The organism is Microbulbifer jejuensis, assembly GCF_047289955.1.
Taxonomy (GTDB): domain Bacteria; phylum Pseudomonadota; class Gammaproteobacteria; order Pseudomonadales; family Cellvibrionaceae; genus Microbulbifer.
In genome coordinates this window covers 129,226-143,779 of sequence record NZ_JBLBUB010000008.1, presented here as the reverse complement: position 1 = coordinate 143,779, position 14,554 = coordinate 129,226, and the positions used below count along the sequence as shown (strand labels likewise).

The window sequence follows — 14,554 nt, the reverse complement described above, 5'->3', positions numbered from 1 at the left end:
AACCGTGACCGGTCTCTGCAGGATTGGGCAATCACTGTGTAGTAATCTGCAAAACCACACAATCAGTACAACTCACGTCCAAATGCTGTTTTGACCCTATGTGATCGACACCTCGTTATATGTACAGTTCAACTTATCTGTTCCCGGAACGATGCTTTCAAAGCGACAGGCACAGGCACAGGCACAGGCACAGGCACAGGCACAGGCACAGGCACAGGCACAGGCACAGGCACAATAGAAATGGGCAATCAATCGTGAGGGGATGCCACCACCTGCCCGCGCTCCCTGCCACAATGTATCGGGGAGAGGGTACCCAGCGCAGCTGGAGTAGGGGATCAGCGAGACCCCGGATTCCATAGCGGCATCGGCGACCCCTCGCCCCGAACGCAAGCGCGCCACGCCCACTGCATGCAAGCGGAGCTGTCCTGCCATGATTGCGGGGGAATCCACTGACCAGGTAAGCTGCTGCGCCGGATGATCGGATTTACAGCAGTGAACCAAGTCTGTGGCATGATCCGGATGGCATGGAAAGTTTGCAGCGCTGGTGCAAAATGGCTTCCGGGGTGGCAATCAGGATCATAGCGCCCGCGCTGATCACTTGATAAAGGTTAAGGCTTTGCGGCCTCCAGAGAACATTGATGAAGCAATTCCAGTTTAAAAATAATCAAAATATAGACCTCCAGAACCTATTGATTCCCGGGGATACAGTTCAGTTGGTTTCTGTCTCCGAGAAGTTTGCTGAGGCGATTTTTCGTGAATTCACGAAAGAAATAACTCGCTATAGGATTCCCAGCCCGGCAAAAAACATTTCAGAAATCCATGACTTTATTGCACGCTCCACTGAGGGAATGAACAATCAACAGGAGCTTGTGTTAGCCATTACTTCAACTCAAGAGGCGTTTATGGGTTGTGTTGGGCTACACGCTAGAGGGCATGGTTGCACACCGGAACTGGGGGTTTGGGTAAAAAAGTCAGCCCATGGCAATGGGTATGGCCGGCTCGCAGTTTCCAGTCTTTTTCGCTGGGCGCTGGAAAACATTGTATTTGAATATGCAATTTATCCGGTTGATCGATCCAATATACCCAGTCGCAAAATCCCTGAGTCCCTTGGTGGAAGGGTTTTCAAAGAAGCCATAGTCACTACGGCCTCTGGTCGCACACTGGATGAAGTCATTTACAAGATACCGGTACCAACACAAGCCCTAGATATCCAGGGCATGGAGGGCTGATGCCCAGGTGCGCGGCAAACAGCTTCACCAGTTGGGAGGCACTGAATTCTGTGTCGCCTAAAACTTCAGCCTGATTGAATCCTTTTCAAAAAGGCATTACGGTAAGTCTGCTGCTACAGTAACTGGGCGCTATACCGGTTCAAGTACAAAAAAGATAATGAGTACCACAACGATCATCATACAACCCGTGGAGCGCCCTGTAACGGGAGCGCTCGCGGGAAACCAATAACCACAGCAACCTGTTAAAAAGTTGCCATATTCGCTGGTGAAGTCGGGTCATCACAAAGCAAGGCAAAACCGTTCTGCAGGCTTAACGCACTAAAAGACGCCATCCCCTACGGCATGAAACTTTGAGTCACTATTATATAAACAATGAAAATAGGAATTATAAGCAGTAGAACAGGCCTTGGTATTCACACAATCAGGTATTATGAGAAACAGGGGTTGATCAAAAAACCTGAAAAGGATCAAAGTGGGCATAGGGCATATAAAGAAAATGACATTGAACTATTAAACTGGATTTCCTGCATGAAAACTTCAGGCATGTCTCTTAACAAAATCAAAGAGTACACAAAAGCCTTCTACACTGAGGATGAATTGGCTTGCATAGCCCTCCTGCAAGAGCATTTGGATAAGTTACTTACTCAACAAGAAAACGTCACGCATTACATCGATGTAACAAAAAATAAAATTCTAAACTTCAAAAGCTCTTGACCTAGAGTATGGTCTAGGTAGTTAACCTTATTATTTTTGCAAAGAGGGAGTGTGAAAATGAAGGTAAACGTAGCAATCGTAGATGCTTTTGTAGATGGCGATACTGGAGGGAATCCTGCTGGAGTTGTCCTGGATGCAGATCATTTATCAGACAAACAGAAGCTTTGTATAGCAAGGGAGGTTGGCCTTTCTGAAACCGCCTTTGTCTCGCAATCCAACACAGCAGATTTTAAACTGGACTTTTATACACCACAAAAGCAAATAGCGCACTGCGGGCATGCAACTATAGCCGCATTCAGCCTTTTATCCCAGCTTGGTTTGGTTCAGGGAAGAAATACATCTAAGGAAACCATTGATGGTGACAGGGATATAGAGGTGTTAGCTAATTTTGCATACATGGAACAAACAGAGCCCCAATATAGGTATTTAGAGCATGATAAAGTCGATATTTTTAATTCTGTGGGCATTACTGAAAAGCAAATAATATCAGACCCGGTCATTGTCAATACAGGAAACTCATTTCTCATTTTTGGCGTTAAATCTATCAAGAACCTGGAAACAATAATCCCAGACTACACAAGAATTGAATCTATCTCAGAGAAATATAACCTGATTGGATTTTATATATACACCCTTGAAACCCATAATACAGAGCGGGATGCCAGTACCCGCATGTTTGCCCCACGTTATGGCATTGAAGAGGAATCGGCAACAGGAATGGCCGCTGGGCCTCTGGCTTGCTTTTTGCACGACTTTATGAATTTAGATAAAGAAAAATTCTATATCGAGCAAGGACATACAATGCAGCCCAGTTCTCCAAGTTGTATAGAGGTCGTCTTGTATCGGGAAGGTCAAAAGATACGAAGATTAAAAGCCGGAGGGATCGGAAAGCCCTCTAGATATTTGGAAATTGAGATTTAACCAGGTAAGGGCGGGTTGCCAGCCCGCCCTCCCCCACTTACGAACAAAAGAGCCCGCGTACCACGATTCATTAAAATAGGCTGCTCGGATGATGGAAATTTCACCCAGATACCCCTTGCCGAACAAGCCCAGAGACCCCGGGCACGGATGGCTGATCCCCTGGTACACAGCAAATGTCTTCACCAGCCGGAGGAGGAACTAAACTCAGCGTCGCCTAAAGCTTCAACTTGATTGACTTTCTTTGCAAAAAGCGATTAGGGTAGGTTTGCTACCCTAGCGCCCATTCGCTTAACTGGCGCAAGCAAAGAAAAAACAGATAAAAAAACAGCGCAACGACCAGTATTCAGTCCGCGAAGCGCCCTGTACCGTGAGCGCTCGCGGGAAATCCACACGTAAAATAATCATACAAAGAAGGACCGCATCATGACCGCGTAAATGAGAGAAAAACGCCACCTCCCAGTGCTGGAACACCGAGAGATGGCTAACCCCAATAGATAACATGATATCTAGTGAGGCTGTCTTGAATGATACGCCATACACTCGCTCGTCTTCAATCAACGTCTCCCTGAAGGCGAGCTTTTCGAGTCACTTCCGCCCTCGGCGGCGGAGTGTGCTGTGGCGTTGCGTGATGATGGGTGTGGTCTTTTACTTCAGCCGCGCACCGCCTGTCTGGCTGCGCACCCTTTCTGCAAGTTTCCCTTTTCTTTTCCCCACAAGGATCACGCCTGCGGCGAAAGAAACCGTGCAAAGCGATGTGCTTTTTCTGCACCTTTCCGCCACAGGTGACTCAAGGAGCCTATAAAGATGCCTATATTACCCTGTCGATTGTTTCAGCCGTTGCACCTGGGTGGGTATTTTATTATCACGCCGGTCGCCATCAGAGATAAGGTTGTGGACCTGCACATTGCGCCCGGCAAGGGTAACCGGGTGATGCGGGCCGTGCGTTTACTGCAACTGTTGGAAGAAGCCTGGGCGCTGGAGGAGGACCCAACCGATCAGCCCCCGGCCACCCTCAGGCCATTCAAGCACCGCCCCAATAAAAAGACGTAGTGCTAAGCGGGCACCTAGAAAGCCTGTGCAGCCCCAAGCAGCACCGCAAACGCTTACCTTCTCGCACGCTCCCTGGGAAGGTAAGCACAGTCAAGACGGCAAGCCAGTACTCTTCTGCTCCACATTGGTGCCGCTGTAGATGCGCAAGGCTTGATCGCTGCAGGCGGTGCTGCCGTGGCTGTACCGGAAAGGCGTGTCAACGGGCGAGAGGGAAGACTCTTTAGCGATACGTACATCTGGGTGGTGGTGCAGTTTTACAGGCAATATGACCAAATACGAGCCGGCATTGCGATCACCGTGACCGTTATTTTCAAAGTGAAGGCTTATTCCCCTTAAAAACTAATAAATACAAGGGGTTACATTCGATGGTGGTTTTTGGGATACTGGTCGTAGTGATCATTATCCCAGGTGGCTCGACAGTACTAAATTGTCGTATCAGATTAATTTAAAGTAATGTATTAATAGATAGTTTGGTATGAAAATAATCCAGAAATACTGGTTAAGGAACTACTGATCATGGTGATCAGTATACAAATGTTAGGCATCCATATGAAACTCGAGCTTGCAAAAAGTGATTGGATGGGTATTGGGATTGGAGCAGTAATTGGCCTCTACCAAGGTATCGTAGTCTTCAATAGCGAGATCGGAAGAGGATTGGAAAACGCTACAATTATGCCTGTTATTCTTTTCGGTTTATTCGGTCCTGCCGTATTGGCGCTTTTAAATAAATTTTTACCGATACGAATGCCTGGCTTCTATAAAACTATCGGCAAGTACGTTAATACAATTTTCTTAATGGCTGCATTTGGCATCTTTACTGGAATATCTGGTTTTACTTATTATTTGTTAGTGGGCGGGCCTAATAGTGTTCTATTTTTGTTGTCCTTCTTTAGTTCAGCAGGTGTGGGCTTCTTCTTTGCTTACCTCATATACCCTGAACTAGCATTTAGGCCAGATTCAAATACCTAACAAAACGGTCAATGTCGCTTGCGGCTGAACAACGCACTGCGTGCTTTGTCCATTACCTTGGCGTTCACCTTGCGAGGATATACCTTGTGCTAACTCGCCCCCGGAGTTTGGCTTTATATACGATTTCTGTTCGTCGACTCGCAGGTTTGCGCTCGGGCCACCTCCAGACGACTCCTCGTGAGGTTGCCCCTGCCGTAGGCTAGTAGTTATGATCACCGGTACCCGGTGAGCACACCCTCCTACTGAGGACTTTCACCTCATTAGTTCATGCCCATGCTGGGCGTACACAAGTGCAGGCATTGGGTGAGTAAGACCGACGAACCCTTTGAGATATAAAAATGAAGAAACTCAAAAACGAAAAGGAGCTAGTAAAGAAAGCTCTAGTTCTTGGAACCGCATACGGCACTAAACGAGGAGTTGTTGAGTTTGAAGCAACCGATTCAACTACCGAAAAACTTGAATATATTTATCGTCTCCTAGTGCATGACAAGGTCATTCAGCCTCTTCAAAAAGATAAGATTTCACAAAAGTCTATTAAGCATAGGTTGGCAATTTGGGCATCAAAACAATGAGGGCCTTATTACTTTTTCCACCTAATTGGGTAAAGGCGGGTTTCTAGCCCGCCCTCCCTATACCACCATACATGCGGGTCCGCATACGGCGCTTCATTGGTCTTTTTGCGTTTCGGAGGTATAAATCAGCTACTTTGCGATTGTTGTCTCTACCAGACACCCAATCCCCCAAACCGGCCACTGAGCCGGTTTTTTTAACGCCTGGAGAAAGCTACTTCCCCAGGTCTCGCAATCTGGAGCTACTGAGGGGACACGCCTATGAGCTGTTGATCCATGTACTGAAAGAGGGATTTACCGGCATTGGTGTAAAGCAAAAGGGCTCACACAAGGACCGATTCCTGCACAAGGATGATCTTGAGCCTATACCAGATGAACGCACCCGCCCCACAATCTGGGCCTACTGAGGAGAGAGCGTATAGATGCGTAGCTATTACGACAGCCATTGCTTCATGCCACTCTATGTCTTCTGTGGGCGGCACCTGTTGGTGAGTATTTACGCCACTGCCGACAAGACGCTGCTAAGCACCGTTGGGCCATTCTCGCTTTGCTGGTTAAAGCCCTACGTCAGCAGTGGCTCGAGGTGGAGATCCTTTTTCGAGGCGACAGAGGCTTTTGCCATCACTGGATGCTCGACTGATACAATCGTAACCGAGTGAAATACATTGTCGGTATCGCCCGACATAGGTGTCTGGAAAGGTCGATCAGTGGCAACTACTAGTTTCAGCCCTGGCATGGGTACTGCTCGAATACCTGCGGGACCACCAGCACAACACCAAGCTTGCCAAGGCATCGGTAGCCACATTACGTAATCGTCTAATCAAAATTGCCGCTGTGGTCATCAAGAGCACACGCCGCCTGCGCTTTCTGTTACCAACAGCGACGCCGGACAGGGAATCTTCTGCGCGCTGGTATCTCGTCTGGTGCCGACATAGTCAGAAAGTGTGCTATTCCCGATACAGAAAACAATGGGGTAAGGGGTAGTTGTACCCAGAAAAAACTGAACCGCCTTAAATTTGATCAAAGAGAACAAATGACAACCAGCCCTCGCGCTGCTCAAGCGGATCATTGGCTGTCAGAATAATATTCTGGCCAGGTCAGATTATTGATGCAAAATCCGGATTAGCGGGCCAAAGCCCCTGGCACCCATCAAACTGCTTGAGCAAGCCATTGTCGTTTAGGCACCAGGGAAAAATTACAGCTTCATCTCTCCGAAGAAGCTCTTAACCCCTTCAAACCAGCCGGTCTGACGTGGTGCATTCTTCTTCTCACTGAGAGTACTGGCAAACGTTTGCAACAGCTCCTTCTGCTTGCCAGAGAGGTTCACCGGTGTTTCCACCACAACCCGGCACAACAGGTCGCCGGTGGCACCGCCGCGCACTGGCGCTACACCCTTGCCACGCAAGCGGAACAGCTTGCCAGTCTGGCTCTCTGCCGGGATTTTCAGTTTCACCTTGCCCTCAAGGGTAGGGACTTCCAATTCCCCGCCGAGCGCAGCAGCGGCAAAGCTGATCGGCACTTCGCAGTAGAGATTTTTACCGTCGCGCTGGAACAGCTCGTGCTCCTTGACAACCACCTGTACATACAGATCACCGGCGGGACCGCCGTCAGGCCCCGCCTCACCCTCTCCAGACAGGCGAATGCGATCGCCGGTATCCACACCGGGAGGCACCTTGACCGACAGGGTCTTGGTTTCCTCCACCCGACCGCGCCCGTGGCAGCGGCCACAGGGGTCGGATATAATGCTGCCGCGACCGCGGCACTTGGGACAGGTCTGCTGCACAGAGAAGAATCCCTGCTGCATACGCACCTGACCGGCCCCGCCACAGGTAGCGCAGGTTTGCGGCGAAGAACCGGGCTTGGCACCGGAGCCATGGCAGATATCGCAGGCAGCCAGCGTGGGTATACGGATCTTCACGGTCGTGCCGCGCACCGCGTCTTCCAGGTCCAGCTCAAGGTCGTAGCGCAGGTCGGAACCGCGCGCCGGCCCGCCGCGGCGACCACCACCGCCACCACCGCCAAAAATATCGCCAAACACATCACCGAAAATATCGGAGAAACCGCCGAAACCACCACCGCTGCCACCGCCCATCTGGCCTTCCACACCGGCGTGACCAAACTGGTCATAGGCGGCGCGCTTCTGGGAATCCGCCAGAATCTCGTAGGCTTCGTTGGCCTCTTTAAATCGGTTTTCCGCTTCCTTGTCATCGGGGTTGCGGTCCGGGTGAAACTTCATCGCCACCCGGCGGTAAGCCTTCTTCAGCTCTGCATCCGAAGCGCCGCGTTCGACACCCAGGACTTCATAATAATCGCGTTTCGACATAAAGCTCTATTCTCTGGTTCGGCTGCAACAACAGCCAAACTCAATTTTCTAATTTTCAGTCCCTAACGAACCCCCGCACTGTTACGGGGCTCTGCCAAGCCGCAAGGGACGGCACCACTCTGGCAGGTATCCAAAACCCTCGGCTTTAAATCCATCCACCTGAAACAACACAGGGCACGGGGCCTTAAGAGGAAGGCACCGCACCCCTGGGTTTTCCGGCAGCCACAGTGAGCAATAGCTGCCGTCAAAATGAACCGTAGACGTCTACTGACCTTCTTTCTTGTCGTCCTTTACCTCTTCAAACTCGGCGTCTACCGCATCGTCACCCGCGGAAGACGGTTGCTCACCCTGAGCCTCCGCGCCAGCGCCCCCTTCGGCACCGGCCGCCTGGGCCTGCTCGGCGTACATCTTCTGGGCAACCGGACCAGAGGCTTCGGTCAGCTTGGTGGTGGCAGCTTCCATCGCAGCCTTGTCGTTGCCTTTCACCGCCTCCTCCGCTTCCGAGATAGCCGCTTCAATTGCGGACTTTTCCTCTGCAGTCGCCTTGTCACCGGCCTCTTCCAGGGTTTTCTTGGTAGCTGAAATCAGGCTATCGAGGGTATTGCGAGTTTGCACCAGTTCCTCGAACTGCTTGTCCGCTTCCGCATTGGCTTCCGCGTCAGCAACCATCTTGTCGATCTCCTCCTCGGACAGGCCAGAGGATGCCTTGATCACGATAGACTGCTCCTTGCCGGTGGCTTTGTCCTTGGCGTGAACATGCAGAATACCGTTGGCGTCGATGTCGAAAGTGACTTCGATTTGCGGCATACCGCGCGGTGACGGTGGAATATCAGCCAAGTCGAAACGGCCCAGGGACTTATTCTGGGAAGCCTGCTTGCGTTCACCCTGTACCACATGGATGGTCACGGCAGTTTGATTGTCTTCCGCAGTGGAGAAAACCTGGGACTTCTTGGTCGGGATAGTGGTGTTCTTGTCAATCAGCGGTGTTGCCACGCCACCCATGGTTTCAATACCCAAGGTCAGCGGGGTCACATCCAGTAGCAGTACGTCTTTGACATCCCCAGACAGCACCGCACCCTGAATGGCCGCACCTACGGCAACGGCTTCGTCCGGGTTGACATCTTTGCGCGGCTCCTTGCCGAAGAACTCGGTGACTTTCTGTTGTACCAGCGGCATGCGGGTCTGGCCGCCCACCAGGATAACTTCGTCTACGCCGGAAGCGGACAGATCGGCGTCCTGAAGAGCAATTTTTACCGGCTCCAGGGAGCGGGTAACCAACTCCTCCACCAGGCTTTCCAGCTTGGCGCGGGTCAATTTAACCACCAGGTGCTTCGGACCGGTGGCATCGGCGGTGATGTACGGCAGATTAACTTCGGTCTGCTGACTGGAAGACAGCTCGATCTTGGCTTTTTCCGCAGCCTCTTTCAGACGCTGCATGGCCAGAGGATCGCCTTTCAGGTCGATGCCCTGGTCTTTCTTGAACTCTTCCGCCAGATAGTCGATCAGGCGCAGATCGAAGTCTTCACCACCGAGGAAGGTGTCTCCGTTGGTGGACAGCACTTCAAACTGCTTCTCACCATCCACGTCCGCGATTTCAATAATGGAGATATCGAAGGTGCCGCCACCCAGGTCGTAAACCGCTACGGTGCGGTCGCCACCCTGCTTGTCGAGACCGTAGGCCAGCGCAGCAGCGGTCGGCTCGTTGATAATCCGCTTCACATCCAGTCCGGCGATACGGCCGGCATCTTTGGTGGCCTGGCGCTGGGAGTCGTTGAAATAAGCCGGTACCGTAATCACCGCGGCTTCCACTTTCTCACCGAGGAAATCTTCCGCGGTTTTCTTCATTTTTTTCAGGACTTCGGCAGAGATCTGCGGCGGCGCCTTCTTATCGCCCTTGGCTTCCACCCAGGCGTCGCCGTTATCGGCTTCAACGATCGAGTAAGGCACCATTTTAATGTCTTTTTGTACAACATCGTCTTTGAACTTGCGCCCGATCAGGCGCTTGACCGCATACAGGGTGTTCTTGGGATTGGTCACCGCCTGGCGTTTGGCAGACTGACCAACCAGGATCTCATTGTCGTCAGTGAAGGCAACAATGGAGGGCGTAGTGCGATCACCTTCCGCATTCTCGATGACGCGCGCTTTGTCACCATCCAGTATCGCCACACAGCTGTTGGTGGTGCCCAGATCGATGCCGATAATTTTTCCCATCTGTAAAATCCTCGTTTGATGCGCGCCGCCAGCTCTGTTCTGTATGTATCGCGCGAATAATTCCTGATGTCAGCTATATTGGTGCCGACCGATAAAATTCAAGGCTGCCTCACACAGGCGCCATTACGGTGCCTTGCTGACCACTACCATGGCCGGGCGCACCAGGCGACCGTTGAGGCGATAGCCCTTTTGAAACACTTCCAGGACCGTATTCGGTTCCACGTCCCCGTTGGGTATCTGGGTCATGGCCTGGTGCAGTTCGGGGTCGAAAGGCTCGCCGACTGGATCGACAACCTCCACTGAATTTTTCACCAGGGTATCAGTGAAAGATTTGTGGGTCAGCGCAATGCCTTCCGCCAGCGCCTTGCTGGTCTTGTCTTCGGTGTCGATGGTGGCCAGGGCACGCTCCAGGTTGTCCACCACCGGCAGCAAGTCCTGCAGCAGTTTCTCCACCGCAAACTTGCGCGCGCGTTCAACATCCTGCTGGGCGCGGCGGCGGGCATTCTGCCCTTCGGCCTGGGCACGCAGGGCGAGGTCTTTCTGTACCGCCAGTTGCTCCTGCAGCTTGATAATTTCATCGTGTAGGGCATCGGCACTCTCGGCCTCTTCCAGCAAGGTTTCCTCGGCCTGCCGGCGCTCTGCTGTGGAAGGGTCCTCAATCTCGGCGGAAGCCGCCTCATCGGTCTCTGCCAGATGCTCGTCCGCCAGCGCTTCCGGCTGCACGCCCTCTGTGATCTGATCTTCTTCGCTGCGCTCTCTAGCCACTGCTCTCTCCGTCGCATCAACTCTGTCAGTAATGGAATGGGCCCGCCCAGCGGACACTGGGGCTATATGGGGTCAACACCGCACAGTTCAAGGGGTTTTTCCTGCACGCACCTGTTGGCAGGGTAATGTGGTTCTGGCGCTATAGCTAACGGGAGATAAATACTGTATAAATAACCACTAAGCAGGCCGAAGTGCCCTCACAATAAAAGACACAGAAGCGATTCCTATGTTGCTGCATTTGTCTATCAGCCAATTCGCCCTGGTGGACCAACTGGAGTTGGAACTCGGCCCCGGTACCAGTGCCCTCACTGGCGAAACCGGCGCGGGGAAGTCCATTACCCTGGATGCACTGGGACTGGCCCTGGGCGGGCGGGGCAGTGCCGAATTGGTGCGTCCCGGTGCCAGCCGCGCCGATATCAGTGCCACCTTCGATATCAGCGACCACCCCAGCGCCGAACACTGGCTGGTATCCCGGGAAATGGATGCGGGGCAAGAGGTGATACTGCGCCGTACCATCGGCGCCGACGGCCGCTCAAGGGCTTATATCAACGGCCAGCCGGTGCCCCTCCTGCAGCTGCGCGCTTTTGCTGAACAACTGATCGATATCCACAGCCAACACGAGCACCAATCCCTGCTGAATAAAGAAACCCACTGTCGCCTACTGGATGAATTCGCCCAGGCCCAAACACTGGCCACGGATACCCGCAGCCTTTACAAGACCTGGCAGGACCAGTACCGCCACTACCGCACCCTGGCAGACAGTGCCGAGGAGAGCGAGGCGCGGCGTCAGCTGCTGCAATACCAACTGCAGGAGCTGTCCCGACTGGATTTGAGCGCGGGGGAGATAGAAGCGCTGGAGCGCGAACAACGCCAACTGGCCAAAGCCGGTGACATACTCAACGGCGGCTATCAACTGGCGGCGCTGTTGTCCGGCGGCGAAGGGGATATCGCCGAGCAACTCCACTGCGCCCTGCAGCTGCTCTCAGCCATACCGGATCAGGCCCCGGCCCTGCTGGAGGTGACGCAGATGCTCGACAGCGCACGCATTCAGGTGGATGAGGCGGCAGACACCCTGTCGCGCCATATAGACCGCTTCGAGGTGAACCCGGAACGTTTGGCCGAGGTGGAGGCACGCCTCAGTGCGATCTACCAGGCGGCCCGCAGGCACAGGGTACAGCCACAGGAACTGCCCTTTCTAAAGCAGCAATTACAGGCGGAATTGGATGATATAAACACGGCAGATACCCTTGAACGACGCGCTGCAGAGTGTGAGAAACTGGAGCGGCAATTCCGCACAGCCGCCGGAAAGCTGAGCAAACGGCGCACCAAAGCCGCACACCAGTTGGCCGAGGCTGTGAACCGACAAATGGCGGAGCTGGCCATGCCCCATGTGCGCATGGAGCTGGCGTTGCACACACTGGCGAAGCCCAACAGCCGCGGTCTGGAGGACGTGGAGATGCTTATAACCACCAATCCGGGACAGCCGCCGCGCCCCTTGGGCAAAATCGCTTCCGGTGGAGAGCTTTCCCGGGTGAGCCTGGCGATCCAGGTTGTGACGGCGCGGACCTCCCGCACCCCCACCCTGGTATTCGACGAAGTGGATGTGGGAATCGGCGGCGCCACCGGGGATGTGGTCGGGCGCCTGCTGCGCCAGTTGGGCGAGATGCAAAATGGCCGCAGTGGCCAGGTGATCTGTGTCACCCATCTGGCCCAGGTGGCTGCGCGGGCCCACCGCCATTACCTGGTAGAGAAGCACTCCGATGGTGAAAGTGCCTTTGTCACCCTGCGCGAACTGAGCGGTGGCAAACGCCGCGAAGAAATCGCCCGCATGCTTGGGGGAGAGCCCACAGCCCAGTCCCTGGCCCACGCCGAAGAGATGCTATCGCGGGTTGTTTGATCACGCGAATGGTGCAGACAGCCCGGCTTCCGCTCGTATTAAGCGCCTTCCACCTTGCCTTAAATAACCGTCACACCACCAATCGGGCGAAGTAGCTGGTTTGTCAGAGACATAGGCCAATTTAGGGCAAGCAGGCCAGAATTAACTGGGTTTGGCGGCAGAAGTCACCATATACTTGGCGGTCCATCCAACTGGCATCGACCAAGTTTATGCAGAAAACGATTTTTAACACCCCAATAGTCACACCGCTGATGCGCCAGGTCGCCAGACTGCTACTGAGGTTGCATGGCTGGCGCGTAAAAGGCAACCAACAATCGTTGAAGTTGAGAAAGTACGTGCTCTTGGGGGCTCCCCACACCACCAACTGGGACGGTTACTTCTTTATATTGGCCGCGCTTAAACTGAGGCTCACCCCGCAGTGGATGGGCAAAGACAGGTTGTTCAAGTTCCCATTGGGCGGGCCCATGCGCTGGTTTGGCGGTATTGCAGTGAATCGTAGCAAGGCCAACAATTTGGTGGAGGCCACCATCAAGCAGTTCAAGCTGAATAAGGAGCTGATTATCGCGATTCCCCCGGAGGGCACTCGCGGTATGGCGGAGCGTTGGAGAACCGGCTTCTACCATATCGCGCGCAATGCCAAGGTGCCCGTAGTGCTGGGCTTTATCAACTTCAGTAAGAAAGAGGTGGGCATTGGTCCAATCGCGCAGTTGGGTGAAAATCTGGAGGTGGAACTGAACAAGTTACGGATATTCTACGCGGACAAAATCGGCAAATTCCCGCAACGTTACGCGCCCCCCTGCCAGCCACAGCAATAACCTTTGGAGCCCGCTGGGAACCCGGGTGTGTCAAATGCCACACCCGGCGGTGCCTACTGCGCTTTTTCTTTGACGTAAAGCACAAGGCTGTGGCCGGTCAGTTCATAGCCGTGCTCTTCAGCAATCTGGCACTGTAGCTTTTCAATTTCCTCATTGTGAAACTCAATCACTTTACCGGTATCGGTACATACCATGTGATCATGGTGATCCCCACGGTCCAGCTCAAATACGGAGTGGCCACCATCGAAGTTATGGCGCATAACCAGACCCGCGCTCTCAAACTGGGTCAGAACCCGGTAGACGGTGGCCAGACCCACATCCTCCCCCGCTTCCAGCAGCAGCTTGTACACATCCTCAGCACTCAGATGCTGTTCACTGGCACTTTCAAGCAGCTGCAGAATCTTTACCCGCGGCAGGGTGACTTTGAGACCGGCCTTGCGCAATTCCTGGTTTTCGTTTGACATGAATAGAGATTTCCCGACAGGATCTTAAGAATGGTCTTTACCTGAAACGGCCCGGAGCAGGGATCAATAATCGGCTAAGATCAAAGCGTCCTATCTGTCAGCGAGCCACCTCTTCGGGTATTATCCCATGTCCTGCGGAGTCAGCGAAACCCCGGCCATCCCTTATGGGGGCAAATCGCCAGGCCCGGGGGAACTTTCCCCCTCAATCGGGGCCTATTTGATCTGGCCAGTTAAAAATGGCGCAATAAACGCCTTTTTCAGCACATAATGGAGCAATGAATGCCGACTAGCCTGAAACTTCTCGCCATCGCCAGCCTGTGCACCCTCTTGGGCGCCTGTACACTGATCAAATTCCCCGGTGTGCACCGTATCGAGGTTCAGCAGGGCAACATCATCACCCAGGACATGGTGGATCAGTTGAAACCCGGTATGACCCGGCGACAGGTTCAATTCGTGCTGGGTACACCGCTGGTGGAAGATACCTATAATCCCAATCGCTGGGACTATGTCAATCGCCTCCGCGACCCCAAAGGCGGAGTGACCCAGCAGCGCTTTAGTGTCTATTTCAATGGCGATATCCTGATCGCCACGAGTGGCGACTGGCAGCCGACAGGCTGGCCCTGAACG

17 protein-coding genes are annotated in these 14,554 nt (G+C 53.3%); 12 read left to right on the top strand and 5 right to left on the bottom strand.

Features of this window, described 5'->3' with window-relative positions; all coding sequences use genetic code 11:
* Positions 1–96: 96 nt before the first annotated feature.
* Positions 97–432: a hypothetical protein gene (locus ACL7TT_RS07270; protein WP_413394302.1), complete on the bottom strand. Its 336-nt coding sequence runs from the start codon at positions 430–432 to the stop codon at positions 97–99.
* A 206-nt stretch (positions 433–638) separates the two neighbouring features.
* Here ACL7TT_RS07270 and ACL7TT_RS07265 point away from each other — a divergent pair, with 206 nt between their 5' ends.
* The 9 genes from ACL7TT_RS07265 to ACL7TT_RS07225 all read left to right on the top strand — a co-directional run bounded on the left by ACL7TT_RS07265 (position 639) and on the right by ACL7TT_RS07225 (position 6,436).
* Complete coding sequence (locus tag ACL7TT_RS07265) at positions 639–1,229, top strand: GNAT family N-acetyltransferase (RefSeq protein ID WP_413394300.1); 591 nt, start codon at positions 639–641, stop codon at positions 1,227–1,229.
* Between the two features lie 372 nt (positions 1,230–1,601).
* Positions 1,602–1,943 carry a MerR family transcriptional regulator gene (locus tag ACL7TT_RS07260; RefSeq protein ID WP_413394298.1) on the top strand — a complete coding sequence of 114 codons (342 nt, stop codon included), beginning with the start codon at positions 1,602–1,604 and terminating at the stop codon, positions 1,941–1,943.
* A 57-nt stretch (positions 1,944–2,000) separates the two neighbouring features.
* The gene (locus ACL7TT_RS07255) at positions 2,001–2,864 is read left to right on the top strand and encodes a PhzF family phenazine biosynthesis protein (RefSeq protein ID WP_413394296.1); all 864 of its coding nucleotides are present in this window, start codon (positions 2,001–2,003) and stop codon (positions 2,862–2,864) included.
* 804 nt (positions 2,865–3,668) lie between these two features.
* Complete coding sequence (locus tag ACL7TT_RS07250; RefSeq protein WP_413394294.1) at positions 3,669–3,914, top strand: hypothetical protein; 246 nt, start codon at positions 3,669–3,671, stop codon at positions 3,912–3,914.
* A gap of 549 nt (positions 3,915–4,463) precedes the next feature.
* Complete coding sequence (locus ACL7TT_RS07245; RefSeq protein WP_413394292.1) at positions 4,464–4,883, top strand: hypothetical protein; 420 nt, start codon at positions 4,464–4,466, stop codon at positions 4,881–4,883.
* A gap of 338 nt (positions 4,884–5,221) precedes the next feature.
* The gene (locus ACL7TT_RS07240) at positions 5,222–5,455 is read left to right on the top strand and encodes a DUF5062 family protein (protein WP_413394291.1); all 234 of its coding nucleotides are present in this window, start codon (positions 5,222–5,224) and stop codon (positions 5,453–5,455) included.
* A 140-nt stretch (positions 5,456–5,595) separates the two neighbouring features.
* On the top strand, positions 5,596–5,859 hold the full coding sequence (locus tag ACL7TT_RS07235; RefSeq protein WP_413394290.1) for a hypothetical protein: 264 nt from the start codon (positions 5,596–5,598) through the stop codon (positions 5,857–5,859).
* Positions 5,860–5,897: 38 nt separating this feature from the next.
* On the top strand, positions 5,898–6,092 hold the full coding sequence (locus ACL7TT_RS07230; protein WP_413394288.1) for a transposase: 195 nt from the start codon (positions 5,898–5,900) through the stop codon (positions 6,090–6,092).
* 47 nt (positions 6,093–6,139) lie between these two features.
* The gene (locus ACL7TT_RS07225) at positions 6,140–6,436 is read left to right on the top strand and encodes a transposase (RefSeq protein WP_413394286.1); all 297 of its coding nucleotides are present in this window, start codon (positions 6,140–6,142) and stop codon (positions 6,434–6,436) included.
* Between the two features lie 211 nt (positions 6,437–6,647).
* On the opposite strand, the gene dnaJ is transcribed toward ACL7TT_RS07225, so the two are convergent.
* The 3 genes from dnaJ to grpE all read right to left on the bottom strand — a co-directional run bounded on the left by dnaJ (position 6,648) and on the right by grpE (position 10,751).
* Entirely contained in the window at positions 6,648–7,775 is a 1,128-nt protein-coding gene (gene dnaJ, locus ACL7TT_RS07220; RefSeq protein ID WP_413394284.1) for a molecular chaperone DnaJ, read from the bottom strand.
* 264 nt (positions 7,776–8,039) lie between these two features.
* Positions 8,040–9,986, bottom strand: coding sequence for a molecular chaperone DnaK (gene dnaK / locus ACL7TT_RS07215; RefSeq protein WP_413394282.1), 1,947 nt, complete (start codon positions 9,984–9,986; stop codon positions 8,040–8,042).
* Positions 9,987–10,109: 123 nt separating this feature from the next.
* Positions 10,110–10,751 (bottom strand): nucleotide exchange factor GrpE, encoded by a 642-nt coding sequence (gene grpE, locus ACL7TT_RS07210; protein WP_299941795.1) that lies wholly within the window; start codon positions 10,749–10,751, stop codon positions 10,110–10,112.
* A gap of 226 nt (positions 10,752–10,977) precedes the next feature.
* Between grpE and recN the strand changes: the two genes are divergently transcribed.
* On the top strand, positions 10,978–12,648 hold the full coding sequence (recN, locus tag ACL7TT_RS07205; RefSeq protein WP_413394279.1) for a DNA repair protein RecN: 1,671 nt from the start codon (positions 10,978–10,980) through the stop codon (positions 12,646–12,648).
* A 209-nt stretch (positions 12,649–12,857) separates the two neighbouring features.
* Positions 12,858–13,463 (top strand): 1-acyl-sn-glycerol-3-phosphate acyltransferase, encoded by a 606-nt coding sequence (locus ACL7TT_RS07200; protein ID WP_299941800.1) that lies wholly within the window; start codon positions 12,858–12,860, stop codon positions 13,461–13,463.
* Between the two features lie 53 nt (positions 13,464–13,516).
* Here the strand turns inward: ACL7TT_RS07200 and fur are convergent, their stop codons facing one another.
* Positions 13,517–13,927 (bottom strand): ferric iron uptake transcriptional regulator, encoded by a 411-nt coding sequence (gene fur / locus ACL7TT_RS07195; protein WP_299941803.1) that lies wholly within the window; start codon positions 13,925–13,927, stop codon positions 13,517–13,519.
* Between the two features lie 279 nt (positions 13,928–14,206).
* Here fur and ACL7TT_RS07190 point away from each other — a divergent pair, with 279 nt between their 5' ends.
* Entirely contained in the window at positions 14,207–14,551 is a 345-nt protein-coding gene (locus tag ACL7TT_RS07190) for an outer membrane protein assembly factor BamE (RefSeq protein ID WP_299941806.1), read from the top strand.
* The last annotated feature ends 3 nt before the right edge of the window (positions 14,552–14,554 follow it).

Coding starts and splice junctions, on each gene's coding strand:
- recN (WP_413394279.1), top strand. CDS start 10,978: ATGTTGCTGCATTTGTCTATCAGCCAATTCGCCCTGGTGGACCAACTG.
- ACL7TT_RS07255 (WP_413394296.1), top strand. CDS start 2,001: ATGAAGGTAAACGTAGCAATCGTAGATGCTTTTGTAGATGGCGATACT.
- ACL7TT_RS07240 (WP_413394291.1), top strand. CDS start 5,222: ATGAAGAAACTCAAAAACGAAAAGGAGCTAGTAAAGAAAGCTCTAGTT.
- fur (WP_299941803.1), bottom strand. CDS start 13,927: ATGTCAAACGAAAACCAGGAATTGCGCAAGGCCGGTCTCAAAGTCACC.
- ACL7TT_RS07245 (WP_413394292.1), top strand. CDS start 4,464: ATGAAACTCGAGCTTGCAAAAAGTGATTGGATGGGTATTGGGATTGGA.
- ACL7TT_RS07200 (WP_299941800.1), top strand. CDS start 12,858: ATGCAGAAAACGATTTTTAACACCCCAATAGTCACACCGCTGATGCGC.
- ACL7TT_RS07190 (WP_299941806.1), top strand. CDS start 14,207: ATGCCGACTAGCCTGAAACTTCTCGCCATCGCCAGCCTGTGCACCCTC.
- dnaJ (WP_413394284.1), bottom strand. CDS start 7,775: ATGTCGAAACGCGATTATTATGAAGTCCTGGGTGTCGAACGCGGCGCT.
- ACL7TT_RS07260 (WP_413394298.1), top strand. CDS start 1,602: ATGAAAATAGGAATTATAAGCAGTAGAACAGGCCTTGGTATTCACACA.
- ACL7TT_RS07270 (WP_413394302.1), bottom strand. CDS start 432: ATGGCAGGACAGCTCCGCTTGCATGCAGTGGGCGTGGCGCGCTTGCGT.
- ACL7TT_RS07265 (WP_413394300.1), top strand. CDS start 639: ATGAAGCAATTCCAGTTTAAAAATAATCAAAATATAGACCTCCAGAAC.
- ACL7TT_RS07250 (WP_413394294.1), top strand. CDS start 3,669: ATGCCTATATTACCCTGTCGATTGTTTCAGCCGTTGCACCTGGGTGGG.
- dnaK (WP_413394282.1), bottom strand. CDS start 9,986: ATGGGAAAAATTATCGGCATCGATCTGGGCACCACCAACAGCTGTGTG.